Genomic DNA, 24,424 nt, shown 5'->3' on the forward strand with positions numbered 1-24,424 from the left:
TCTGCACCATCAACCCTATCCAGTTTTCGGTAATGACTCCAATTAGTAGAACATGTGTTTTTCGATGAAGGCTCCGATAACTTTTTCGTGGATCTCGACGGAGCGCGAGAAGCAAATCGTTTTACGCGCCAGTCGTTTAATGCGGGTACGGAGCGTCAGGTTATTGCGCTCTATGCGTTGCGTGAAGATCTTGCCAGTCAGATGTTTCTGCTTCGGAACCTCTCTTGCATAGCTGCCCCAGTTGTCACTGGTAATCATGCCGATGTTGAACGGTGTCAACAGAGCCAGCAATTCACGGCAGGTCTCATCGGTTCGGGGGCCAAAAGTGTAGGCCAGAACACCGCCCGTTTTGGTATTGTAAGCGTACCAGAGCCAGTGCTGTAGCGCCTGACTGCCAACGAAGCTCCATTGCTCATCAAGTTCACAGATAAGGGCGACGTCGGCGTGAGCAACGGGAGAAGACGTTATCCTGCGGGGCGAGAGCTTTTTAAAGCCCGGATGACCGTATTGATGCCGATTTTCAACGTTCTGGCGGTATCGCGAACACCGGCACCGTTGAAGGCCATATCAACGATCTGCTCTTTGACTCCCGGCTTTCGCGCTTCATAGCGGTAGGTAAGCTGGAATACACGGCGACAGCACTGACACCGGAAGCGTTCGCGCTTAGTTGGACTAAGGCTATGTCGATAAACTTTATCTGAATGGCAGCGAGGGCAATGAACAAAAACAGTAACCACGTGGAAACCTCAAATAGCGGCAGAATATCACAAAAGCCAACTATTTGAAGGCATTACCCGATTACCATTGAAAACCTCAATGAATACCTTTCACTTTTATCTCTTCAGAAAAAGAAAAGGCACATCATAGAACAAAAAGGATATAAATCTCACAACCGTTTTCATTTTAAGAAAATGATTACTATTCATATGTTTTGCTACGGATGTCGCACGGTTACAATGAGTGTAATTTCAAAGGATAACAGTTACACAACGACTAAACGAAAAAAATGGACATTAGAGAAAACCATGCTATTAAATATTAATACAAGGGGCTAGAGACCAAGAGGAAGATTAATCTGCAAACATAAATTTTCATAAAACCAGATAATAAAATAAACACAAGGAAGTTTTTACATCAATCATTTATTAACTCACCATCGATGAATGTATTCACCCTACATAGAATCCAGGTGCATTTGCCCATGCAGACATTTTTTCGGGAACAACCGGTTAAATAGGTACTAGACGATGGAAAGAACTGTTGTACTCCTTCATTTTGATCGCTATTTTACTGTCGCCCTTGGATACCTCATCCATCAATGGTTCCATACCCAAAAACTTGAGGTAAATATTCAATATACCACTGAGCAACTTGAGCAAGCGGATATTATTTTCACCACAGCGACTCAGCACGCACCGCGCTGGTGGCGTCAATTTAGCCGAAAACGGCGTGCTACCTTACTTTTCTTGCTGGTAAAGCAGAAGAACACGCTCTGCTGTGGTTATGAAGACGGACAGTTGGCGCTAGGCGATCCACCAGAAACGCTGTCCGCGTTGTTAAATACCTTTGTTGCCAGCCCTTTACCGTCTGGGATTCCATCCCACGTACAGCAATATAATATCGTGCAGTGCCTCAGTCCACGCGAGCGGGAGGTATTATGGGGCTACAAACAGGGACTAAATAACATTAAAATCAGTGAGCTATCCGGAATATCAATTAAAGCCATCAGCGCATACCGTAATCACGCGATGCAGAAGTTGATGCTGAAAAACCATGCAGATCTCCACGAGTGGTTACACAGTATCGCCGCCGAGAACCTTTCCTGCTATTTCAAGCAGAAAAGACAAAGGACGCACAGGGCGTCCTCAGTCTGATGGCAAAGTCACTTTACCCCTTGTCATCTTCGGTGAAAGCCTGGAATGACGGTGGGTGTAGTGCTGTTTGTCAGCGGCCCCCTAAAGGAACGCTTATTTGGCATTTGCCAGCACGGCGCTGACAATATCTACCGCTTCTTTCTCAATGCGCGCGCGATGCTCCGCGCCCAGGAAACTTTCGCAGTAAATCTTGTAGGCTTCTTCCGTGCCCGATGGACGCGCTGCAAACCAGCCGTTATCCGTCATCACTTTCAATCCGCCAATAGAGGCACCGTTACCCGGAGCAGCCGTCAAACGTGCCGTGATCGGATCGCCAGCCAACGTACTGGCAGCAACCTGTTCAGGTGATAAGCGCGACAGCGCCGCTTTTTGCGCGTGAGTCGCAGAGGCTTGAATACGGTTGTAACTCGGCGCACCAAAACGGGCCGCCAGCGCATCATAGTGTTGCTGCGGATTTTTACCGGTTACCGCAGTGATCTCAGCCGCCAGCAGACACATGATGATGCCATCTTTATCCGTTGACCATGGCGTGCCATCGAAGCGCAGGAAGGATGCGCCCGCACTCTCTTCACCGCCGAAACCAAAGCTGCCATCGAATAAACCATCAACAAACCATTTGAACCCGACCGGCACTTCCACCAGTTTACGCCCAAGGCAGGCCACCACACGGTCTATCATGGCGCTGGAAACCAGAGTCTTGCCGACAGCAACAGATTGCCCCCACTGCGGACGATGACGGAACAGGTAGTCGATAGCAACCGCCAGATAGTGATTCGGGTTCATCAGACCCGCGGGCGTCACAATGCCGTGGCGGTCATAATCAGGATCGTTGGCAAAGGCCAGATCAAATTTGTCACGCAGTACCAGTAATCCCGCCATCGCTGACTCTGAAGAGCAGTCCATGCGGATAACGCCGTCATGATCCAAGGTCATAAAGCGGAACGTCTGATCGACCGCATCGTTGACCAAGTGTAAATTCAACTTGTAGTGCTCTGCGATGCGCTGCCAGTAGGCAATGCCTGAACCACCCAACGGATCGACACCCAGTGTCAGCCCTGCCTTCTGAATGGCGGGGATATCCACGACCTCACGCAATCCCTCGACATAAGGTTGCACCAGATCTTGCTCATGCACATGACCGCTCTGCCAGGCTTTGTCCAGCGTCAGGCGTTTTACTGCTTTTAACCCATCAGCTAAGAGGGCGTTGGCACGTTTTTCGATAACGCTGGTGACATTGGTATCAGCGGGCCCGCCATTGGGCGGATTATATTTAATACCGCCATCTTCCGGTGGGTTGTGAGACGGAGTAATCACAATCCCGTCGGCCTGCGCATTGCCTTTGCGATTATGCACCAGAATGGCATTGGAGATAGCGGGCGTCGGAGTAAAGCCATTGTCCTGCTGCACCACCACTTCAACGCCGTTCGCTGCCAACACTTCCAGCACTGAGATAAAAGCCGGTTCCGACAGCGCGTGGGTGTCTTTACCCACAAAACAGGGGCCGGTGATCCCTTGCTTTTTGCGTTCTTCGGCAATCACCTGAGCGATAGCCAGAATATGCGCCTCATTAAAACTGTGGCGCGCCGCGCTGCCGCGGTGACCCGATGTCCCGAACTTCACTACATGTGCGGCGTTATCCACATCGGGGCGTAATACATAATACTGTGACGTTAATTGCGCTACATTAATCAAATCACTTTGCCGGGTGGGTTGTCCGGCTCTGGGGTGATTAGCCATCGGCGTTCTCCCTGACGCTATTCGTTAAGACGCTATTTGCTAAATAGTACCGCACACTTTTTCGACAAGCTCCGTGGGGAACTGCATCGATTGCATGATTTGCTCAACCATGCTGCGTTTGCGATCCGTATTGGTATTGGTGATGACCCAGTAAGGCGTACCCTGAATATGCTTGGGTTTGGTATGGACGCCATGCTGAAGCAGTGTGTGTTCGTCGCCGGCAAAATAAACGCGCGTGCGGCCATGAAGCTGCTCGGTTGCCGCAGAAAAAGCGTTCGGTTCGAGGCAATATAAGGCGGAGAGCACCAGCATAAAGCGATTGATGGCTTTACTTTGCGCGGCGTATTCATCGGACAACAACAGTTCACGCACAGCCCTTACACCATCACGCGGTTTTGTGGCTACGCTCGCTGGCGTCTGCGCTTTCGTTGTGGCCGTTTCAGAAGCGGCGACCACCTGCCCTGCCCGGAAATTCAACATCCGACGCAGAATATCCGAGGCGCTTTCACCAATGTGCTGCGTGTGGCTGGCAATATAACGATACAGCTCTTCGTCGACCTCAATAGTTTTCATCTTTATCCAGTACTGTTTTTACTCTAATTAATAGGCAAGAAGTATATAGGCGAATCAATACCACCGAACAGCGGCATTACACAAACAATATCGAAAGTCAGACGATCCCCCATCTGCTCCCTCGCCCCATTACCTGTAACCTGCAAAAAGCATAGTCTTCATTTTCCACAGGGCAACATCATCGGCAGCAGTCATGATACCCTAAGCGCCTGTGTCTCTGAATGAACTTCACCATGAAATTGAATTATCGCTTGCAAAATGCGCAACAACCCACGCATGCACTGCCCATCGTATTGATTCACGGTCTGTTTGGTAATCTGGATAACCAGGGCATTCTGGCGCGAGACCTGCAAAAGCAGCACGATGTCATTCAGGTCGACTTACGCAACCACGGATTATCACCACGCACGTCGGAAATGAACTACCCGGCCATGGCAGGCGATGTGAAAGCATTACTGGATACATTAAGCATCGATAACGCCATTATCATCGGACACTCCATGGGAGGAAAAACCGCTATGGCGTTAAGCGCACAGATCCCTGATCGTATTGAGAAGATCGTCGCCATTGATATTGCGCCGGTGGATTACCAACTGCGTCGCCACGATGACGTTTTTGCAGCCCTGCGTGCGGTTACCGCGGCAGGCGTCACCACGCGCACCGAAGCCGCGGCTATCATGCGTCATCACCTCAGGGAAGAAGGCGTCGTGCAATTTCTACTGAAATCCTTTCAGCAGGGAGAGTGGCGTTTTAATGTCCCGGTGCTGTGGGAGCAGTATGAGCACATTGTCGGCTGGGAAACCGTACCCGCCTGGCATAAACCCATCCTGTTCATTCGCGGTGCGGCATCCCCTTATCTGGACGACCGCTATCGGGAAACGCTTTTGCAGCAGTTTCCCAATGCCAAAGCGCATGTGATTGCAGGCAGCGGCCACTGGGTTCATGCAGAAAAGCCCGATGCTGTTCTGCGCGCTATTCACCGTTTCCTTGAAGAGCCCCCCGCATAATCCGTAGCGATCGGCGGCAGTTACCCATTGTCACCGCCAGCCTCGCTAGGGTATGATGGTGCCCGCAGTAGAGGGACGGCTGAATCAGCCTTATGCACAGTAACCACATCATCAGAATGTCACGCTTAACCGAGACGTGCATTTTGGTCAGACTTCCTTGCAGCAGCACTACCTATGGCAAAAGAACAAACGGACCGTACCACGTTGGATCTGTTCGCGGATGAACGTCGGCCAGGTCGTCCCAAAACCAACCCGCTTTCACGCGACGAACAGCTTCGTATTAATAAGCGCAATCAATTGCGTCGTGACAAGGTGCGGGGCTTGCGCCGCATCGAATTGAAAATTAATGAGGAAGCCGTGGAAGCACTCAATAGCCTGGCTGAAATGCAGAACATCAGCCGTAGTGAGCTCATTGAACGCATGTTGCTGGCGCAACTGGCGGAAAAAGGCCTTTCTGTAGTGGCACACTGATACTGGCCACCTGATCGGAGGTGATATGCTCACCTCATCAACACGACAGGTGACCTCATGGGTAAACATTTTACGGCGGAATTTAAGCTCGAAGCCGCAAAGCTGGTTGTCGACCACGGCTACACATACGTTAAGGCCGCAGAGGCGGTTAATGTCAGCCATTCTGCCATTAGTCGCTGGGTCAATAAGCTTCGCCTTGAACGACAGGGAAAAACGCCAACGGGACTTCCTCTTACCCCTGAACAGCTCGAGCTGCGTGAGATGAAGAAAAAAGTCCAATGCCTTGAAATGGAGAACGAAATCCTAAAAAAGGCTACGGCGCTCTTAATGTCGGACTCACTCAACGGTTCACGGTAGTCGACAGGCTGAGGGCGCGATACCCGGTCACGGCGTTGTGCCAAACTTTTGAGGTACATCGCAGCAGCTACAGGCACTGGCAGGCTTCCGCTAATGAACCCGACGGTGAGCGCGTGGTTAAGTGTAGTCGCGTCATGGAAGCCTGGAACGCCAGCGGCGGCTCTGCCGGCGCTCGAAGTATCGCGACCATCGTCACCGGCAGCTCTGGTGTCAAAATGGGGCGCTGGCTGGCTGGCAAGCTGATGAAGGAGCTGGGTATCGCCAGCTGCCAGCGACCGGCTCACAAATACAAACGCGGCGGCAATGAACACGTTGAAATACCGAACTATCTCAACCGCCAGTTCGCGGTTACCGCGCCGGATCAGGTCTGGTGCGGCGATGTGACCTACATCTGGACGGGCAAATGCTGGGCTTACCTTGCGGTGGTGCTAGACCTGTTCGCCCGCAAACCGGTGGGCTGGGCCATGTCGACCTCGCCGGACTCGGCGCTGACAGTTAAAGCGTTGCAGATGGCCTGGGAACTCCGGGGACAACCAACAGGAGTCATGTTCCACAGCGACCAGGGCAGCCACTATACCAGCCGTCAATACCGGCAAGCCCTGTGGCGCTGCCGGATAAAGCAGAGTATGAGTCGGCGGGGTAACTGCTGGGATAATGCGCCAATGGAGCGGTTCTTCCGCAGCCTGAAGACAGAATGGGTGCCGACAAAGGGTTACAACAGCTTCAGCGAAGCCCAGGACGCGATTATCCGCTACATCACGGGGTATTACAGCGCTATCCGGCCTCACTGGTATAACGGCGGCTTAACTCCAAACGAATCTGAGCGACTGTTCTACATACAGTCTAATGCGGTGGCCAATATTAGTTGACCACTACATTTCATCCTGACACATTGATTTCCGGCGTCATCCATGACGCCCAGTTTCCCTCCCTGGCAACGACATTAACGGATAGACCGCCCAGTTAAAATTGTTCCCAGTTATCATTTCCCGGTGGCAACGCCTTTTTTGCTGCGGTACCACTGCCAGCACGCGCCAAGGTGGCAACCGGCGCCTCCACAGGAGCGGCCACGGGCACGACGGATTCAGACAGTTGGAACACCGCCACAGTCCGGTTAAGCACCGCAGCCTGCTCTTCCAACGACAGTGCTGCAGCAGACGCCTGCTCCACCAGTGCCGCATTCTGCTGCGTCACACTGTCCATTTCCGCTACTGCTTGTCCGACCTGTGCAATACCTTTGCTTTGTTCACCGGAAGCCGAGGCAATTTCCCCCATGATGTCCGTCACATTGGTCACGGCACGCACAATGTCACTCATGGTAACACCCGCATCTTAAACCAGCTGCGAGCCAGTACCCACACAGTGTGCTGATTCAGCGATCAATCCCTCTATCTCTTTCGCCGCCTGCGCACTGCGCTGCGCCAGGCTGCGCATTTCACCAGCAACCACCGCAAAACCACGCCCTTGCTCACCGGCCCGCGCAGCTTCAACAGCGGCGTTAAGCGCCAGAATGTTAGTCTGGAAGGCAATACCATTGATCACCGTGGTGATCTCAGCAATACGTTTTGAGCTTCCCGAAATCTCCGCCATGGTTTTCACCACGTTATCGACGATCTCCCCCCCTTTTCGTGCCGTATTGGACGCTTGTAATGCCAATTGGCTCGCGTGATTGGCGTTTTCCGCATTCTGTTTAACAGTTGCCGTCAACTGCTCCATGCTGGCCTCTGTCTCTTCCAGTGCAGAAGCCTGATGTTCAGTAAGCGATGAGAAGTCGTTATTACCGGAAGCAATCTCGGAGGCACCAAGGTAGATGGCATCCGTGCTGGAACGAATTGTACTGACTGTCGTCGCCAGACTGGTTTGCATATCCCGTAATAGAGGCAACAAACGCCCCACGCAGTTACGACCAAAATCATGAATCGGTTTGCCGAGTTGTCCGGAGGCGATAGCACTGAAGTGTTCGCGCAACGTATCGAGTGGTTTAACCAAACAGGCCACGAGATAGCGATCGGTGAAAAACAGCAGCAACAACTCGACAACCAGTCCCGTCAGCAAAATATTTTGACCAATGGCGGTAATTTGCTGAAAGCGTGCGCCCGCTGCGGCGAATTTATCAGAGCCTGCCTTGTTAAAAGCGTTGACTGAGGCTCCAAATTGACGACTGAGCGCTGGCACCGTTTCCTTGGCATAGCGTTGATATTCATCCAAAGCATTGGCCTGCGCCTTTTGAAACATCGGATCAACGCCCTGGGTAATCAGGTTACCCCAATCGCGCACCACCGCTTCAGCCAGCGCGGCATCCAACCCCGCGTGATCGAGGCTGCTAAAGGTAGCCAGATCGGATTTCAGATTATTCAATGCCGTCAACGCTGACGCCTGCTCTTTATCCGCCAGTGTGTTTTCACCACTGCGACGCCAATCCACTACTCGTGCCAAACGGGTTACCATGCGAAAATATTGATCGTTGCCCTGATTGACTAAATTCATGTTATGAACCAGTAAGGTACTGGTCTGTGAAGTAGTGGTCATCTCTTTGAAGGAGAAAATGGGCTTTGTTGAATAAACAGATTTTATGCTACCAGCCCAGTAAAACGATTGTTTCCAGCAACGTAAAATCATGCAGTTAAGCATCATGAGAAAACGGAATGCCTGAGGTGATAAGCATTTTCTACCAAAATGGGCATAGTAAAACAGCACGATTCCCTATTATTCAACAAAGCCGAGAAAATGGTGTAGACGGCCCCCCCAAAGTACACAGAAAACCCCTAGAACCCATAACATTGCCGTTCTGATGGCGATGTTTCTCAAAAATTGCATAAGCAAGCTCCAGATATAAAATAACGTGCGGTAGGGTTATTATTTTTAAAAAAATCATCAGGTTTAAAACAATCCCCAAAAGGGGAAAACGCGCGATGCTTTACGCCTGCAAGCACACGGCGAACCTGCTACTTTCATCGTCAATATTAAAAGAATATTTAGTAGTTTCCCTCCGTGATCTACAGCACACTGTCACTAAAAATTAGTAATTAGTTCTACTTTTCAAAAAGATAGGAAAACAGACACTAACAATGTCGCAGCTAAAGTAATTAAAAAAACTGGCGAAATGGTGAAAAAGAAGGTAATGACTCCAATTAGTAGAACATGTGTTTTTCGATGAAGGCTCCGATGACTTTTTCGTGGATCTCGACGGAGCGCGAGAAGCAAATCGTTTTACGCGCCAGTCGTTTAATGCGGGTACGGAGCGTCAGGTTATTGCGCTCTATGCGTTGCGTGAAGATCTTGCCAGTCAGATGTTTCTGCTTCGGAACCTCTCTTGCATAGCTACCCCAGTTGTCACTGGTAATCATGCCGATGTTGAACGGTGTCAACAGAGCCAGCAATTCACGGCAGGTCTCATCGGTTCGGGGGCCAAAAGTGTAGGCCAGAACACCGCCCGTTTTGGTATTGTAAGCGTACCAGAGCCAGTGCTGTAGCGCCTTACTGCCAACGAAGCTCCATTGCTCATCAAGTTCACAGATAAGGGCGACGTCGGCGTGAGCAACGGGAGAAGACGTTATCCTGCGGGGCGAGAGCTTTTTAAAGCCCAGATGACCGTATTGATGCCGATTTTCAACGTTCTGGCGGTATCGCGAACACCGGCACCGTTGAAGGCCATATCAACGATCTGCTCTTTGACTCCCGGCCTTCGCGCTTCATAGCGGTAGGTAAGCTGGAATACACGGCGACAGCACTGACACCGGAAGCGTTCGCGCTTAGTTGGACTAAGGCCATGTCGATAAACTTTATCTGAATGGCCGCGAGGGCAATGAACAAAAACAGTAACCACGTGGAAACCTCAAATAGCGGCAGAATATCACAAAAGCCAACTATTTGAAGGCATTACCAAAAAGAACTACCGAATAAATATCCTTATTTAATAGCGGTTATTTCCGCTTTGCGCCAGGGGAAAGATACAAGTTTCTCCCACCCCCTGCGTCTGATATTATTACTTGATATGTAGGTGATAAACCGCACCATACCATTAAGAATAAAGAGGTTATTTTATCCATGGCACTCATAGGCATTTTCTTTGGCAGTGACACCGGCAATACCGAAAACATTGCCAAGACAATCCAACAGCAACTGGGCAGTGATGTTGCAGAGGTTCATGACATCGCTAAGAGCAGCAAAGAAGATATTGAAGCATTTGATATCCTGCTGCTTGGTATTCCGACCTGGTACTATGGTGAGGCCCAGTGTGATTGGGACGATTTCTTTACCACATTGGAAAAAATTGATTTCAATGGAAAAATCGTTGCCTTGTTTGGCTGTGGCGACCAAGAAGATTACGCAGAATACTTTTGTGACGCGATGGGAACGCTGCGCGACATTATTGAACCGCGCGGGGCAACTATTGTCGGCAACTGGTCAACCGAAGGTTACTATTTCGAAGCGTCTAAAGGGCTGGCAGACGATAACCACTTCATCGGTCTGGCCATTGATGAAGATCGTCAACCTGAACTGACCAGTGAACGCGTGAGTGCCTGGGTCAAACAAATCAGCGAAGAGCTCAACCTGAAAGCACTGGTAGGTTAATCGCCCCTGTTTTACACAGAAGCCCTGATAGCAATGTCAGGGCTTTATTAATAGATAAAACCGATTAAATTAATAGAAACATTTTTTTAACTTCCCGGTCTAACCCTGTACAATAGTACCCATCGGTTTTGTACGTTTATCAATTTTCTCCATTTTACAACAAGAGATTGCGCGCGAATGCACACCTTCTTTATGGAGACGGTATTGTTAACATCCCATGGTTTTCATTTTTAATGCGCGGTTCTATAATTGAGACGCCATTACAATTTTTGAGCCGACCGATGTCATAGGCTTAATTGCCCCCATCGACGAGAAAGTAACAGGACTAAACCCGCATGACTGACAATAACACCGCATTAAAGAAGGCCGGCTTGAAAGTCACTCTGCCAAGACTGAAGATTCTGGAAGTGTTGCAGGATCCGGAGTGTCATCACGTCAGCGCGGAAGATTTGTATAAAAAACTGATAGATATGGGCGAAGAGATCGGTCTGGCTACAGTTTATCGCGTGCTTAACCAGTTTGATGATGCCGGTATTGTCACCCGTCATAATTTTGAAGGTGGTAAGTCAGTGTTCGAGCTGACACAGCAACACCACCATGACCATCTTATTTGCCTGGATTGCGGACGCGTTATTGAATTCCGTGATGAATCTATCGAAACGCGCCAGCGCGAAATCGCAGACAGACACGATATTAAACTGACTAACCACAGTTTGTACTTGTATGGCCATTGCAGTACGGGCGACTGCCGAGAAGAAGAAACGCTCCACGACCCGAAATAAGTCAGGCTTTTTTCTGATTGATATCATAAAAAAACCGCCCACAGGCGGTTTTTTTCATTGCAGTCAAACACCCGTTTTAACCAACCCACGTATCACGCAGGCCTACCGTACGGTTAAAAACCAAATGTGTTTCGCTTGAATAACGGCGATCGGCACAAAAATACCCTTCACGTTCAAACTGATAGGCTTTTTCCACTTCAGCCTTTACCAAACTAGGTTCAACAAAGCCCTGAACCACTTTTAGCGAATCCGGGTTAATCGTTGCAAGGAAGTCATCCGCAGCACCTGGGTTTGGTACGCTGAACAGGCGATCGTAAAGGCGGAATTCAGCCGGCAGTGCATGTGCGGCAGAGACCCAATGGACAACGCCCTTCACTTTACGCCCGTCAGCCGGATCTTTACTCAAGGTTTCGGCATCATAGGTGCAATACAGCGTGGAGATAACACCCTGCTGATCTTTCTCAACGCGTTCCGCCTTGATGACATACGCATTGCGCAAGCGCACTTCTTTACCCAGCACCAGACGCTTGTACTGTTTGTTAGCTTCTTCACGGAAATCGGCACGATCGATATAAATCTCGCGGCTGAACCGCACCTGCCGCGTCCCCATTTCCGGGTTATTCGGATGATTCGGCATGGAAACCCACTCTTCGTGGCCTTCTGGCAGATTTTCGATAATCACTTTCACCGGATCCAAAACTGCCATGGCGCGCGGCGCATGCTCATTAAGATCGTCACGAATACAGGATTCCAACGCCGCCATTTCGACATTATTGTCCTGTTTGGTCACACCGATACGACGACAAAATTCGCGCACAGAAGCGGCAGTGTAGCCACGGCGACGCAGGCCGGAAATGGTTGGCATGCGGGGATCGTCCCACCCTTCAACCACTTTCTCCGTCACTAACTGATTCAGTTTGCGTTTGGACATCACCGCATATTCCAGGTTCAAGCGCGAGAATTCATACTGGCGCGGATGGCAAGGAATAGTGATATTGTCCAACACCCAATCGTACAGGCGACGGTTATCTTGGAACTCCAGCGTGCACAGTGAGTGTGTAATCCCTTCCAACGCATCGGAAATGCAATGCGTGAAATCGTACATGGGATAAATGCACCACTTTTTCCCGGTCTGGTGATGTTCGGCGAATTTGATACGGTACAGAACCGGATCGCGCATCACGATGAACGGTGATGCCATGTCTATCTTGGCACGCAGGCACGCAGTGCCCTCAGCAAATCCACCATTACGCATTTTTTCAAACAGGTTCAGGTTTTCCTGAACGCTGCGATCGCGGTAAGGGCTGTTTTTACCGGGGGAAGTCAGCGTGCCACGGTATTCGCGGATCTGCTCGGGAGAGAGTTCATCCACATAGGCCAGCCCTTTGCCGATCAGTTCGACCGCATACAGATGCAACTGGTCAAAATAATCAGAAGAATAGCGAATCTCTCCGCTCCAGGAGAACCCCAACCATTGCACATCCTGCTTGATGGACTCGACGTACTCGATATCCTCTTTCACCGGGTTGGTATCATCAAAACGCAGATTACACTGACCGTTATAATCTTTCGCCACCCCGAAATTGAGGCAAATGGACTTGGCATGACCGATATGCAAGTAGCCATTGGGTTCCGGCGGAAAACGGGTTTGTACCAGGCTGTGTTTTCCAGACGCCAGATCTTCATCAATGATCTGACGGATAAAGTTGGTTGGGCGGGCTTCTGCCTCACTCATGCTTGATTCCTCGATGCAAAACGACACATAACCCGCAATGGTCCAACAAGCTACGGCAGGACACAACTGTTACTTGCACTAAATCTTATAAAATACACAGAAAGAAGCAAAACTGCCGACGATTACGCATGAGGTAACCAAAAGCAGGCGTACTTTAGTACCAACGGCGAAAAAAATACGGTGTGAGGAAAGCCCCACGCCGCACTATTTAACGCTGACAATACAATGATTATTGCCCGTTTTGGATTTGCTTTAAGGCCGTCGCGATCGCTTCTGCCTGCGTCCCCACGACAATTTGCACATTCTGTTTATTCAAGCGGATAACTCCCGCCGCTCCCAAGCGTTTTGCCTGAGCCTCATACACTTGCGCAGAATCCACCACATTCAGCCGCAGACGTGTGATACACGCATCGATCCCGACCAGATTGGCTTTACCGCCCAGCGCCGCCAAATATCCCTGAGCCAGAGACGTCGTATCATTCACCTTCTTTTCTGCAACGCTTTGATTTAACGTGAAACCATCCGCCTCACTGCCGTCGACCGACAGCTCGCGCCCCGGCGTTAGCAAGTTGAAACGGTTGATAGTAAAACGGAACGTTGCATAGTAAATAACAAAGAACACCAGCCCTTGCGGAATCAGCATATACCACTGGGTTGCCAGCGGGTTACGCGACGAGAGAGCCATATCGACCAACCCGGCGCTAAAACCAAAGCCCGCAATCCAATGCATACTTGCGGCAATGAACACCGAGATCCCGGTCAACACGGCATGCAGCACATACAGCACGGGCGCTACGAACATAAACGAAAACTCAAGCGGCTCGGTGATCCCGGTAAAGAAAGCGGCAAACGCGGCGGCCATCATAATCCCAGCCACTTTGCTTTTGTTTTCCGGGCGCGAGCAGTGATAAATCGCTAATGCCGCCCCCGGTAAACCAAACATCATGATGGGGAAGAACCCCGCCTGATAACACCCCGTGATACCAACAACCGCTTTACCCGCATCAATGGACTGCTGCCAGCGGAGGAAGTTTGGAATATCGTTAATGCCTGCTACATCAAACCAAAATACCGAGTTCAACGCGTGGGTAATGACTCCAATTAGTAGAACATGTGTTTTTCGATGAAGGCTCCGATGACTTTTTCGTGGATCTCGACGGAGCGCGAGAAGCAAATCGTTTTACGCGCCAGTCGTTTAATGCGGGTACGGAGCGTCAGGTTATTGCGCTCTATGCGTTGCGTGAAGATCTTGCCAGTCAGATGTTTCTGCTTCGGAACCTCTCTTGCATAGCTGCCCCAGTTGTCACTGGTAATCATGCGATGTTGAACGGTGTCAACAGAGCCAGCAATTCACGGCAGGTCTCATCGGTTCGGGGGCCAAAAGTGTAGGCCAGAACACCGCCCGTTTTGGTATTGTAAGCGTACCAGAGCCAGTGCTGTAGCGCCTGACTGCCAACGAAGCTCCATTGCTCATCAAGTTCACAGATAAGGGCGACGTCGGCGTGAGCAACGGGAGAAGACGTTATCCTGCGGGGCGAGAGCTTTTTAAAGCCCGGATGACCGTATTGATGCCGATTTTCAACGTTCTGGCGGTATCGCGAACACCGGCACCGTTGAAGGCCATATCAACGATCTGCTCTTTGACTCCCGGCTTTCGCGCTTCATAGCGGTAGGTAAACTGGAATACACGGCGACAGCACTGACACCGGAAGCGTTCGCGCTTAGTTGGACTAAGGCCATGTCGATAAACTTTATCTGAATGGCAGCGAGGCCAATGAACAAAAACAGTAACCACGTGGAAACCTCAAATAGCGGCAGAATATCACAAAAGCCAACTATTTGAAGGCATTACCAACGCGTGGTGCAACCCAACAGGAATAAGCAGGCGGTTGAAGAATGCGTACACGCCCGCCCCCACCGAACCCAACTGCTGGATATGTTCGCCCAGCGTAACCAATGCACTAAAAATCACTGGCCAGACATTCATCAAAATGAAGGCAACAACGATCATCAGGAACGAGGTCAAGATCGGTACCAGCCGACGCCCGCTAAAAAACGAGAATGCTTCGGGCAATTTGACATGGCTGTAACGGTTGTAGAGTTCAGCTGAAATAATACCAACCAGAATACCAATAAACTGGTTTTGGATTTTGCTGAATGCCGCAGGCACTTCCGCCAGCGGGATATACTGGATCATCGAAACGGCTGCGGGAGAGCACAACGTGGTCAGTACCAGATAACCGACGAACCCGGTTAACGCTGTCGCCCCATCTTTATCCTTGGACATTCCATAAGCAATGCCTACCGCAAACAGCCCCCCCATGTTTTCAATGATTGCGGCACCGGATTTGATCAGTAACGCTGCCAGCGCACTCTCACTCCCCCCAACCATTGGGATCGATCCAGTACCCTATCCCCATGAGAATCGCTGCGGCTGGCAACGTCGCCACTGGCACCATCAGCGCTCGTCCTACCCTTTGCAAATAGCTAAGAACACTCACATTATCCTCTCTCTCCCGCCAGGGGATACCAAACTGCCCGTTAAACCCATTCACAGCAGCCATTCCATACCAGGCGGCTTGTGCTTGAAGTGTAAAAAAAATAATTCGCCACGCAAATTAAACCCTGACATTTTGTGATATAATGCGCAAAAAACCTGCATATTAAATCATTATACCTGTCAATCCCCTCATCTTATTTCAAGATAAAAAAACAGGCTAGACTAACTAATAACCTATCTTTATCATCCAGGCAGTAGCAAATCGGTTCACTGGTTTTGGAACGCTTATCCGGAGATTTATGTATGAGACTTATTCCCGTAACCACATCAGAGCAGGTAGGCAAATGGGCAGCACGACATGACATATTGTGCAGCGCATCAATGCCTTTAATCCCAGCGCTGAGCGCCCTTTTGTGTTAGGCCTGCCAACAGGCAGCTCACCGTTAGAAGCTTATAAAGCGCTTATCGTGATGCACAACGCGGGGCTGGTCAGTTTTAAGCACGTGGTGACATTTAATATGGATGAATATGTCGGTCTGCCGGCCGCACATCCGCAAAGTTATCACACGTTCATGTATGAGAATTTCTTCAATCACGTTGATATTCCGCAGGAAAATATTAACCTGTTGAACGGTAACGCTCCAGATGTGGTGGCCGAATGCCAACGTTATGAAGATAAAATGGCCTCCTATGGCAAGATTCACCTGTTTATGGGGGGAGTAGGTAATGACGGGCATATTGCGTTTAATGAACCCGCCTCATCCTTAGCCTCCCGTACGCGGATCAAGACGTTGACCGAAGAAACCCGCACCGCTAATTCCCGTTTCTTCGAGGGTGATGTGTCTCAGGTTCCCAAATATGCGCTTACCGTCGGCGCCGGCACCCTGTTAGATGCTGAGGAAGTGATGATTTTGGTGTCTGGCCGTAACAAGGCACAAGCGTTACAGGCTGCCGTAGAGGGCAATGTAAATCACATGTGGACCATCAGTTGTCTGCAACTGCATGCCAAGGCAATCATTGTTTGCGATGAGCCCTCTACCATGGAGTTGAAAGTAAATGTAATGAACGCATCCCACCTCTTTAAGCTTAAGCGCGGAGCAGAATGATGGTTGAAAGAGTGAAGTCGGCAGGTGTGGAGCCTCGCAGATTTCCGGCATCATGGTGCCCAATACGGGATGCATAAAGCTCCCTCAGACTGGAGACTCCACAGCATGAAATATACACCGGTTGGCGTTGATATCGCAAAGCATCTGATTCAGGTTCACTTCGTCAATGAGCACACAGGTGAAGTGGTGGACAAGCAGCTGCGCAGCAAGGATTTTCTGACGTTCTTCAGTAACCGGGAGCCTTGCCTGATTGGCATGGAGGCCTGTGGAGGCTCTCAGCTCTGGGCCCGGGAACTGGAAAAGCTGGGGCATAAAGTCCGGCTGATGCAGGGACGGTTCGTCAAGGCGTTCGTCATGGGCAACAAGAATGATGTCATGGATGCCCGCGCTATCTGGATGGCGGTACAGCAGCCAGGCAAGGCGATAGCCGTAAAAACGGAAGAACAGCAATCGGTACTGGTTCTGCACCGTTCACGCAGACAACTAGTGAAGTTCAGAACTGCACAGATTAACGCGCTGCACGGAACATTACTGGAGTTTGGCGAAACCATCCATAAAGGTCGGGCAGCGATGGACAGGGAGCTACCGGCTGCACTGGAGCGGCTGAAAACGAAGCTGCCGCCGTATCTCATCACCGTGCTGGAAGACCAGTACAACAGACTGAATGAGCTGGACATGCTGATAGATGGCCTTGAAAAACAGCTTAACAGCGTGGCCCGGCAGAACGAAACCTGTAAACGGCTGATGGAAATTCCCGGCGTGGGGCCGTTAATCGCCACAGCGGCAGTTGCCACCATGGGGGAAGCCTCAGCGTTTAAATCCGGCAGACAGTTCGCTGCTTATGTCGGTCTGGTGCCGAAGCAGACGGGTTCCGGGGGGAAAGTTCGGCTGCTGGGGATAAGCAAACGTGGTGACACCTATCTGCGAACGCTGTTTATCCATGGGGCAAGAGCCGCTTCGTTAGTTGCTAAAGAGCCTGGGCCATGGATAACGGAACTTAAAAAACGGCGTCCGACCGGTGTGGCTATCGTGGCGATGGCAAATAAGCTGGCGCGAACTGTGTGGGCGCTAGCCGCCCATGAGCGTAAGTACGATAAAAATCATGTCAGTATCAGGCCCTATTAATCGCTGATACCGATAACTATTTACTCTTAAAAAGGGTGAATGCAAAAAGGTTGCTCTGGTGGCCAGCGTGATGACAAAGACAGGTAAGACCGGGACTCGCTAAACCTGAATGATTTTTTGAGCTTAAAGCTCGCTAAGGAAATGAGGCGTGAGTCAGCGGATTACATAGGGGCTCGCAGCTTTATGGCTGCAAAAAAGCCGGATATAAAGCTGCAACCTACCCGTCAATGTCAAAATAATGGATGCCTTGCAAACGGGATGCGTTCATATAAAAACCATGAAATACTTCCACAAGTTGGAAGCTGAAAGCATTATCGGTCTTTAATCTGTAAGCCGGGAGTTCAAGATGTATGCGTTAACCCATTGTCGTATCTATACCGGGCACCAAATACTGGATGACCATGCTATCGTTATCAACGATGACACGATCGAAAGCGTGTGTCCCGAATCCGATCTTCCCGCCCCCCTGCCACGCCGCGATCTGAATGGTGCCTCGGTGGCCCCCGGCTTTATCGATTTACAGCTTAACGGCTGCGGTGGCGTCCAGTTCAATGACAGCCTTGATGCCATTTCCATTGCTACGCTAGAAACCATGCAGCAGGCCAATCACCGCTCTGGCTGCACCAGTTTTCTCCCTACGCTTATCACCTCAAGTGATGCCTTTATCAAGCACGCGGTTGAAACCATGCGCGCTTATCTCGCATTACACGCCAATCAGGCACTCGGCCTACATATTGAAGGACCGTGGCTGAATGTGGTGAAAAAAGGTACGCACGATGCCCGACTGATCCGTGCGCCAGAGCAACAGTTGGTTGACTATCTTTGCGCCAATGCGGACATGATTGGTCAAATCACGCTGGCACCGGAAAAGGTGCCACCCGCCATGATTCGACAGCTTAGCCAGGCAGGGATTGTGGTTTCGGCCGGGCATTCAAATGCCACCTGGCAGGAAGCGAAACGCGGGTTTGCTGCCGGTATTCACTTTGCCACACACCTGTTTAATGCCATGCCGTATATTAGCGGACGCGAGCCGGGTTTGGTGGGCGCTATTTATGACGCCCCAGAGATCTACTGCGGCATCATTGCCGACGGCATGCACGTTGATTGGGTCAATATCCGCAACAGCAAACGGATCAAAGGCGAGAAACTCGTGCTGGTCACTGACGCCACGGCCCCGGCAGGTGCTGATATCGATAGGTTCACTTTTGCCGGTAAAACCATATACTACCGTGATGGGTTGTGCGTGGATGATAACGGCACGCTGAGCGGTTCGGCACTGACAATGATCGATGCCGTCAAAAACAGCGTGAAACATGTCGGTATTGCGCTAGATGAAGCGCTGCGCATGGCAAGCCTTTACCCAGCGCGCGCCATGCATCTGGACGATCGGTTAGGCAGTATCGAAAGTGGAAAAATCGCCAACCTGACAGTATTTGATGATGGGTACCACGTCCTTAATACCTTCGTGAATGGCAATAGCGTCTATACGCGATAACACGTGTAGCACACGCTTAGGCTATCTGAGGTAGGGGGATATAAAACGAGGCCGAAAAGATAAGCGAGCGTTCAAGAATGACGACAGGCGGACAAGCACAAATAGGGAATGTTGATCTGGTTAAGCAGTTAAATAGTGCCGTTGTCTATCGTCTGATTGATCAACAAGGCCCCATTTCCCGCATTCAGATAGCCGAATTCAGTCAGTTAGCCCCTGCCAGCGTCACGAAAATCACGCGTCAGTTGTTGGAACGCGGGCTGATAAAAGAAGTTGATCAACAGGCCTCTACCGGCGGACGGCGTGCCATTTCCATCATTTGTGAAACACGGCCTTTTCACGCGATCGCAGTGCGTCTGGGCCGTCATGGTGCCACGATTGCGCTCTACGATCTTCAGGGTAAATCGCTTAGCGATGCCCACTACCCGTTGACAGAAAGTACACAGGATATGCTGGAAGCCTCGTTGTTTGACGCGATCAGCGACTTTATCGCCATCAATCAACGCCGTATTCGGGAACTGATCGCTATCTCGGTCGTGCTCCCCGGCTTGGTCGATCCCTCGGCGGGAATTGTGCATTACATGCCGCATATTAGTGTCGATAACTGGCCGCTAGTACAGTTGCTACAACAGCGCTTCAAGGTCACGTGCTTTGTCGGCCATGATATTCGGAGCCTGACGCTGGCTGAACACTATTTTGGTGCAACTCACGACTACCCAGACTCTATTCTGGTCCGCGTTCACCGAGGCACCGGTGCGGGCATTTTGGTCAACGGGCAAATATTCCTCGGTAGCAACGGCAACGTGGGCGAAATCGGGCATATTCAAATCGACCCACTTGGCGAACGCTGCCACTGCGGCAACTTTGGCTGTCTGGAAACGGTGGTGTCCAACGGTGCGATAGAGCAACGTGTCGCTCACCTTCTGTCACAAGGTTACAGCAGCAAACTGACACGCGAAGAGTGCACCATCACCGCCATCTGCAAAGCCGCTAACCGGGGTGATACGCTGGCACAAGATGTGCTCGAGCATGCAGGTAAATATTTAGGCAAAGCGCTTGCCATCGCCATCAACCTGTTCAATCCGCAAAAGGTAGTGATTGCGGGCGAGATCACCGATTCCGAGAAAATTCTGCTGCCTGCTATTCAACGCTGCGTTAACACCCAGGTACTGAAAGAATTTCGTCAGCACCTGCCGATTGAAGTCTCCACATTGAACCACCTCTCTCCCATTGGGGCTTTCGCGCTGGTAAAACGTGCCATGCTTAACGGTGTGCTGTTACAGCATTTACTGGAACCCTCTTGATAGTGGACGTTTGCGGGATTATGAAATCTGCAAAAATTCGCCCTCAATAGCGACACTGATTATCATTTTTTCATAAACGAGCCTTTCGCATTGAATAAAACACATGCCAAAGGCTTTTTTCATTAAATGATATTGAATTCAAGTGGCATTTTGATGCTAAATCATTGTCATTGGTACAGCAGAAGGCAACGCGAACCGTTGTGGCATTGTCCCACTCAAGGTTGCTGACGCCCTAACCGTGTTATTTCACTTCAGACAGGTGAGCAAGAGGGAGTTCTTTATGTGTTCTATTTTTGGTGTGTTGGATATCAAAACCGATCCGGTTGAATTGCGTAAAAAAGCGCTGGAGTTGTCTCGACTGATGCGCCACCGCGGCCCGGACTGGTCTGGTATTTATGCCAATGAAAAAGCGATTTTGGCTCACGAACGTCTCTCCATCGTTGACGTCAACACCGGTGCCCAACCGCTCTACAACCAGGCACACACCCATATTCTGGCTGTCAACGGTGAAATCTATAACCATCAAGCATTGCGCCAGCAGTACAGCGACCGTTATGCCTTCCAGACCGGTTCTGACTGCGAAGTCATTCTGGCACTGTACCAGGAAAAAGGGCCGGAATTCTTAGATGACCTGCGCGGCATGTTCGCTTTTGCCCTGTATGACAGTGAAAAAGACGCTTACCTGATTGGTCGTGACCATTTGGGCATTATTCCCCTGTATATGGGTTACGACGAACACGGCAACCTGTACGTGGCCTCGGAAATGAAAGCGCTGGTGCCGGTATGCCGCACCATCAAGGAATTCCCGGCAGGCTGCTACCTGTGGAGCAAAGACGGCGAAATTCGTGAATACTACCGTCGTGACTGGTTCGACTACGATGCCGTCAAAGACAACGTAACCGACAAAGAAGCGCTGCGTGAAGCGTTGGAAGAATCGGTGAAAAGCCACCTGATGTCCGATGTGCCTTACGGCGTACTGCTTTCTGGCGGTCTGGACTCTTCCGTCATTTCCGCGATCACCAAGAAATTTGCCGCACGCCGCGTGGAAGACGACGAACGCAGCGAAGCCTGGTGGCCGCAACTGCACTCTTTCGCCGTTGGCCTGGAAGGTGCGCCGGATCTGAAAGCCGCGCAAGAAGTGGCCGAGCATTTGGGCACCGTGCACCACGAAATTCACTTCACCGTGCAAGAAGGGCTGGATGCTATTCGCGATGTGATTTATCACATCGAAACCTATGACGTAACCACCATTCGTGCGTCTACCCCGATGTATCTGATGTCACGTAAAATCAAAGCGATGGGCATCAAAATGGTGCTGTCCGGTGAAGGCTCTGATGAAGTGTTCGGTGGTTATCTGTACTTCCACAAAGCGCCTAACGCCAAAGAACTGCACGAAGAAACGGTACGTAAACTGCTCGCGCTGCATCAATACGATTGCGCGCGTGCCAACAAGGCCATGTCTGCCTGGGGCGTGGAAGCGCGTGTGCCGTTCCTGGATAAAAAATTCCTGGATGTAGCAATGCGCATCAACCCTCAGGACAAAATGTGCGGAAACGGGAAAATGGAGAAACACATTCTGCGTGAATGTTTTGAATCCTACCTGCCACACAGCGTCGCTTGGCGTCAGAAAGAGCAGTTCTCTGATGGCGTGGGGTATAGCTGGATCGACACGTTGAAAGAGGTGGCGGCAAAACAGGTTTCTGACCAGCAACTGGAAACCGCCCACTTCCGTTTCCCGTACAACACGCCAACGTCCAAAGAAGGCTACCTGTACCGTGAAATCTTCGAAGAGCTGTTCCCGGTACCAAGTGCCGCAGAATGCGTGCCTGGAGGCCCTTCTGTTGCCTGTTCTTCGGCAAAAGCGATCGAATGGGATGAATCCTTCAAAAAGATGGACGATCCATCAGGTCGTGCTGTTGGCGTTCACCAATCAGCGTATTGAGCGTAGCCGTTATAGAACATTGCCTTATGGTGATTGACTCGAATAAAAACGGGCCCTTTATGGGCCCGTTTTTTTCATTTTGTCGCAGGAAAACCTGTTTTATTGTCGCTTTTCTCATCATACTGTTCACAACCCAAACAAACGAACCGTCACAGGCGTTTTTAGGGAAAAAATGTGTTGACGCAATTCTGCCAACTACGCATAATGCGCCCCGCAACGCCGATGAAGGTGACGTGGAAAAGATGGCTACGTAGCTCAGCTGGTTAGAGCACAGCACTCATAATGCTGGGGTCACAGGTTCGATTCCCCTCGTAACCATCTTTTCTTGCGGGAGTGGCGAAATTGGTAAACGCACCAGATTTAGGTTCTGGCGCCGCAAGGTGTGCGAGTTCAAGTCTCGCCTCCCGCACCATTCCTTCACGGTTGTTAAGCAACAAGGCATGTTAGGGTATTGGGGTATAGCCAAGCGGTAAGGCACCGGTTTTTGATACCGGCATTCCCTGGTTCGAATCCAGGTACCCCAGCCATGTAATTGATGCTATGTGATTGAAGTTAAAAGTTTTTGTTGAAAAGCAAAAAACCAAGATGTACTATTTGGCTACGTAGCTCAACTGGTTAGAGCACAGCACTCATAATTCTGGGGTCACAGGTTCGATTCCCGTCGTAACCATCTTTTCTTGCGGGAGTGGCGAAATTGGTAGACGCACCAGATTTAGGTTCTGGCGCCGCAAGGTGTGCGAGTTCAAGTCTCGCCTCCCGCACCATTCCTTCACGGTTGTTAAGCAACAAGGCATGTTAGGGTATTGGGGTATCGCCAAGCGGTAAGGCACCGGTTTTTGATACCGGCATTCCCTGGTTCGAATCCAGGTACCCCAGCCATGTAATTGACGTTATGTGATTGAAGTTAAAGGTTTTTGTTGAAAAGCAAAAACCAAGATGTACTATTTGGCTACGTAGCTCAGCTGGTTAGAGCACAGCACTCATAATGCTGGGGTCACAGGTTCGATTCCCGTCGTAGCCACCACATTTTTGGGGTATCGCCAAGCGGTAAGGCAGTGGATTCTGATTCCACCATTCCGAGGTTCGAATCCTCGTACCCCAGCCAAAAAAACGCTGGTAACACAGCGAGAAACAGGGCGACAGTCGAAAGACGTCGCCCTGTTTGCTTTTATGCGTTATTCAATAGAACGCAACCGCATACTAACGACTAAAGAGTAAAAAGCGGTCCTGATTAACACCATTAACGCACAGTAAACAGGCAAAAAAGAACCCAACTGCGCAGTTGGGTTCTTTTGCTTACCAAGGTTGATGGCCTCAGCACAGCGCGACAATTGTTACTAACGAATTGAGTCTATCTTCTCCATCGGGCTATGACAACATCACCAGAGAGACGATCATAGCAAGCACGTTAAACCGCGAATCAACAAGCGAAGAGCACTTCGGCTCCCCTATAAAAGATAGCGTTTCAATGCGCCACCGACTTGGAAAACAGGTTAATCACAATCACGCCCAGGATAATCAGCAACATCCCCAGTATCGCAGGCAAATCGAGCTTCTGTCCGTAAAATAGCCAACTCACCGTTGCAATCAGCACAATCCCAACCCCAGACCAGATGGCATAAATGATGCCAGTCGGTAACGTGCGCATCGTCAGAGAAAGGCAATAGAACGACACGCCATAAAAGATCACAGTAATAATGCTGGGCATTAAACGACTAAAGCCATCCGAAAGTTTGAGCGCCGAGGTGGCGATCACTTCCGCCGCAATGGCGAGAGAAAGAAACAGATACGTCATAAACAACCGCTACCTTAAAAAATTGCGCCCGAGCGCCTTAGAAATCGAC

At 50.4% G+C, this 24,424-nt stretch carries 16 protein-coding genes, 7 tRNA genes and 5 pseudogenes; 18 read left to right on the forward strand and 10 right to left on the reverse strand.

Annotation, left to right across the window (positions count from 1 at the left end; genetic code table 11):
* Window positions 1-42: 42 nt before the first annotated feature.
* A protein-coding gene (locus ACWWJF_RS26680; RefSeq protein WP_455871397.1) for an IS1 family transposase occupies window positions 43-737 on the reverse strand; the annotation gives its coding sequence in 2 pieces (ribosomal slippage) (window positions 43-494 and window positions 494-737; 696 coding nt in all).
* Between the two features lie 510 nt (window positions 738-1,247).
* Here ACWWJF_RS26680 and ACWWJF_RS26685 point away from each other — a divergent pair.
* Window positions 1,248-1,874, forward strand: a complete 627-nt coding sequence (locus ACWWJF_RS26685; RefSeq protein ID WP_455871398.1) for a response regulator transcription factor — start codon at window positions 1,248-1,250, stop codon at window positions 1,872-1,874.
* A 93-nt stretch (window positions 1,875-1,967) separates the two neighbouring features.
* On the opposite strand, the gene pgm is transcribed toward ACWWJF_RS26685, so the two are convergent.
* Window positions 1,968-3,611, reverse strand: coding sequence for a phosphoglucomutase (alpha-D-glucose-1,6-bisphosphate-dependent) (pgm, locus tag ACWWJF_RS26690; RefSeq protein WP_455871399.1), 1,644 nt, complete (start codon window positions 3,609-3,611; stop codon window positions 1,968-1,970).
* A gap of 39 nt (window positions 3,612-3,650) precedes the next feature.
* Window positions 3,651-4,184 (reverse strand): replication initiation negative regulator SeqA, encoded by a 534-nt coding sequence (gene seqA, locus ACWWJF_RS26695; protein ID WP_455871400.1) that lies wholly within the window; start codon window positions 4,182-4,184, stop codon window positions 3,651-3,653.
* 221 nt (window positions 4,185-4,405) lie between these two features.
* On the opposite strand from seqA, the gene ybfF reads away from it, so the two are divergent.
* The 3 genes from ybfF to ACWWJF_RS26710 all read left to right on the forward strand — a co-directional run bounded on the left by ybfF (window position 4,406) and on the right by ACWWJF_RS26710 (window position 6,888).
* A complete protein-coding gene (gene ybfF / locus ACWWJF_RS26700) occupies window positions 4,406-5,191 on the forward strand; it encodes an esterase (RefSeq protein ID WP_455871401.1) in 786 nt (261 codons plus the stop codon).
* A gap of 174 nt (window positions 5,192-5,365) precedes the next feature.
* On the forward strand, window positions 5,366-5,662 hold the full coding sequence (ybfE, locus tag ACWWJF_RS26705; protein ID WP_455871402.1) for a LexA regulated protein: 297 nt from the start codon (window positions 5,366-5,368) through the stop codon (window positions 5,660-5,662).
* Window positions 5,663-5,719: 57 nt separating this feature from the next.
* A protein-coding gene (locus ACWWJF_RS26710; RefSeq protein ID WP_455868400.1) for an IS3 family transposase occupies window positions 5,720-6,888 on the forward strand; the annotation gives its coding sequence in 2 pieces (ribosomal slippage) (window positions 5,720-5,975 and window positions 5,975-6,888; 1,170 coding nt in all).
* A 94-nt stretch (window positions 6,889-6,982) separates the two neighbouring features.
* Here ACWWJF_RS26710 and ACWWJF_RS26715 read toward each other — a convergent pair.
* A pseudogene (locus ACWWJF_RS26715) lies at window positions 6,983-8,836 on the reverse strand (methyl-accepting chemotaxis protein).
* A gap of 314 nt (window positions 8,837-9,150) precedes the next feature.
* Window positions 9,151-9,845, reverse strand: a protein-coding gene (locus ACWWJF_RS26720) for an IS1 family transposase (protein WP_455871403.1) whose coding sequence is annotated in 2 segments (ribosomal slippage) — window positions 9,151-9,605 and window positions 9,605-9,845 — 696 coding nt in all. Because the reading frame shifts where the segments join, the coding sequence is not laid out codon by codon here.
* A gap of 221 nt (window positions 9,846-10,066) precedes the next feature.
* Here ACWWJF_RS26720 and fldA point away from each other — a divergent pair.
* Both fldA and fur read left to right on the forward strand, forming a co-directional pair.
* The gene (gene fldA, locus ACWWJF_RS26725; protein WP_455871404.1) at window positions 10,067-10,594 is read left to right on the forward strand and encodes a flavodoxin FldA; all 528 of its coding nucleotides are present in this window, start codon (window positions 10,067-10,069) and stop codon (window positions 10,592-10,594) included.
* A gap of 335 nt (window positions 10,595-10,929) precedes the next feature.
* Window positions 10,930-11,376: a ferric iron uptake transcriptional regulator gene (gene fur / locus ACWWJF_RS26730; protein WP_455871405.1), complete on the forward strand. Its 447-nt coding sequence runs from the start codon at window positions 10,930-10,932 to the stop codon at window positions 11,374-11,376.
* 76 nt (window positions 11,377-11,452) lie between these two features.
* Here fur and glnS read toward each other — a convergent pair whose 3' ends face one another.
* The 4 genes and pseudogenes from glnS to ACWWJF_RS26750 form a co-directional block, all read right to left on the reverse strand.
* A complete protein-coding gene (gene glnS / locus ACWWJF_RS26735; RefSeq protein ID WP_455871406.1) occupies window positions 11,453-13,111 on the reverse strand; it encodes a glutamine--tRNA ligase in 1,659 nt (552 codons plus the stop codon).
* Window positions 13,112-13,340: 229 nt separating this feature from the next.
* Window positions 13,341-14,219 (reverse strand): annotated as a pseudogene (locus ACWWJF_RS26740) (PTS transporter subunit EIIC); the annotation flags it as partial.
* Window positions 14,213-14,906 (reverse strand): annotated as a pseudogene (locus tag ACWWJF_RS26745) (IS1 family transposase). The pseudogenes ACWWJF_RS26740 and ACWWJF_RS26745, both read right to left, overlap by 7 nt.
* A gap of 57 nt (window positions 14,907-14,963) precedes the next feature.
* Window positions 14,964-15,612: pseudogene (locus tag ACWWJF_RS26750) on the reverse strand (PTS transporter subunit EIIC); the annotation flags it as partial.
* Between the two features lie 302 nt (window positions 15,613-15,914).
* Between ACWWJF_RS26750 and nagB the strand changes: the two are divergent.
* The 12 genes and pseudogenes from nagB (at window position 15,915) to ACWWJF_RS26810 (ending at window position 23,685) form a co-directional block, all read left to right on the forward strand.
* Window positions 15,915-16,717: pseudogene (gene nagB, locus ACWWJF_RS26755) on the forward strand (glucosamine-6-phosphate deaminase).
* A 105-nt stretch (window positions 16,718-16,822) separates the two neighbouring features.
* Window positions 16,823-17,842: an IS110 family RNA-guided transposase gene (locus ACWWJF_RS26760; protein ID WP_455871407.1), complete on the forward strand. Its 1,020-nt coding sequence runs from the start codon at window positions 16,823-16,825 to the stop codon at window positions 17,840-17,842.
* 346 nt (window positions 17,843-18,188) lie between these two features.
* Window positions 18,189-19,337 (forward strand): N-acetylglucosamine-6-phosphate deacetylase, encoded by a 1,149-nt coding sequence (gene nagA / locus ACWWJF_RS26765; RefSeq protein ID WP_455871408.1) that lies wholly within the window; start codon window positions 18,189-18,191, stop codon window positions 19,335-19,337.
* Between the two features lie 77 nt (window positions 19,338-19,414).
* Complete coding sequence (gene nagC, locus ACWWJF_RS26770) at window positions 19,415-20,638, forward strand: DNA-binding transcriptional regulator NagC (protein ID WP_455871409.1); 1,224 nt, start codon at window positions 19,415-19,417, stop codon at window positions 20,636-20,638.
* Between the two features lie 280 nt (window positions 20,639-20,918).
* Entirely contained in the window at window positions 20,919-22,580 is a 1,662-nt protein-coding gene (gene asnB, locus ACWWJF_RS26775) for an asparagine synthase B (RefSeq protein ID WP_455871410.1), read from the forward strand.
* Window positions 22,581-22,824: 244 nt separating this feature from the next.
* Window positions 22,825-22,898, forward strand: a tRNA-Met gene (locus ACWWJF_RS26780).
* Between the two features lie 9 nt (window positions 22,899-22,907).
* Window positions 22,908-22,992 (forward strand) — tRNA-Leu (locus ACWWJF_RS26785).
* A 40-nt stretch (window positions 22,993-23,032) separates the two neighbouring features.
* Window positions 23,033-23,107 (forward strand) — tRNA-Gln (locus ACWWJF_RS26790).
* Between the two features lie 152 nt (window positions 23,108-23,259).
* Window positions 23,260-23,344: transfer RNA gene (locus tag ACWWJF_RS26795), tRNA-Leu, on the forward strand.
* Window positions 23,345-23,384: 40 nt separating this feature from the next.
* Window positions 23,385-23,459, forward strand: a tRNA-Gln gene (locus ACWWJF_RS26800).
* Between the two features lie 68 nt (window positions 23,460-23,527).
* Window positions 23,528-23,604, forward strand: a tRNA-Met gene (locus ACWWJF_RS26805).
* A gap of 6 nt (window positions 23,605-23,610) precedes the next feature.
* A tRNA-Gln gene (locus ACWWJF_RS26810) sits at window positions 23,611-23,685 on the forward strand.
* Between the two features lie 360 nt (window positions 23,686-24,045).
* Here ACWWJF_RS26810 and ACWWJF_RS26815 read toward each other — a convergent pair.
* A complete protein-coding gene (locus ACWWJF_RS26815; RefSeq protein ID WP_455871411.1) occupies window positions 24,046-24,375 on the reverse strand; it encodes an SMR family transporter in 330 nt (109 codons plus the stop codon).
* Window positions 24,376-24,424: the final 49 nt, after the last annotated feature.

Source organism: Symbiopectobacterium sp. Eva_TO, assembly GCF_053848865.1.

Excerpts from the sequence above, each read along its gene's own strand:
- ACWWJF_RS26685 (WP_455871398.1), top strand. The coding sequence starts at position 1,248 with ATGGAAAGAACTGTTGTACTCCTTCATTTTGATCGCTATTTTACTGTC.
- pgm (WP_455871399.1), bottom strand. The coding sequence starts at position 3,611 with ATGGCTAATCACCCCAGAGCCGGACAACCCACCCGGCAAAGTGATTTG.
- seqA (WP_455871400.1), bottom strand. The coding sequence starts at position 4,184 with ATGAAAACTATTGAGGTCGACGAAGAGCTGTATCGTTATATTGCCAGC.
- ybfF (WP_455871401.1), top strand. The coding sequence starts at position 4,406 with ATGAACTTCACCATGAAATTGAATTATCGCTTGCAAAATGCGCAACAA.
- ybfE (WP_455871402.1), top strand. The coding sequence starts at position 5,366 with ATGGCAAAAGAACAAACGGACCGTACCACGTTGGATCTGTTCGCGGAT.
- fldA (WP_455871404.1), top strand. The coding sequence starts at position 10,067 with ATGGCACTCATAGGCATTTTCTTTGGCAGTGACACCGGCAATACCGAA.
- fur (WP_455871405.1), top strand. The coding sequence starts at position 10,930 with ATGACTGACAATAACACCGCATTAAAGAAGGCCGGCTTGAAAGTCACT.
- glnS (WP_455871406.1), bottom strand. The coding sequence starts at position 13,111 with ATGAGTGAGGCAGAAGCCCGCCCAACCAACTTTATCCGTCAGATCATT.
- ACWWJF_RS26760 (WP_455871407.1), top strand. The coding sequence starts at position 16,823 with ATGAAATATACACCGGTTGGCGTTGATATCGCAAAGCATCTGATTCAG.
- nagA (WP_455871408.1), top strand. The coding sequence starts at position 18,189 with ATGTATGCGTTAACCCATTGTCGTATCTATACCGGGCACCAAATACTG.
- nagC (WP_455871409.1), top strand. The coding sequence starts at position 19,415 with ATGACGACAGGCGGACAAGCACAAATAGGGAATGTTGATCTGGTTAAG.
- asnB (WP_455871410.1), top strand. The coding sequence starts at position 20,919 with ATGTGTTCTATTTTTGGTGTGTTGGATATCAAAACCGATCCGGTTGAA.
- ACWWJF_RS26815 (WP_455871411.1), bottom strand. The coding sequence starts at position 24,375 with ATGACGTATCTGTTTCTTTCTCTCGCCATTGCGGCGGAAGTGATCGCC.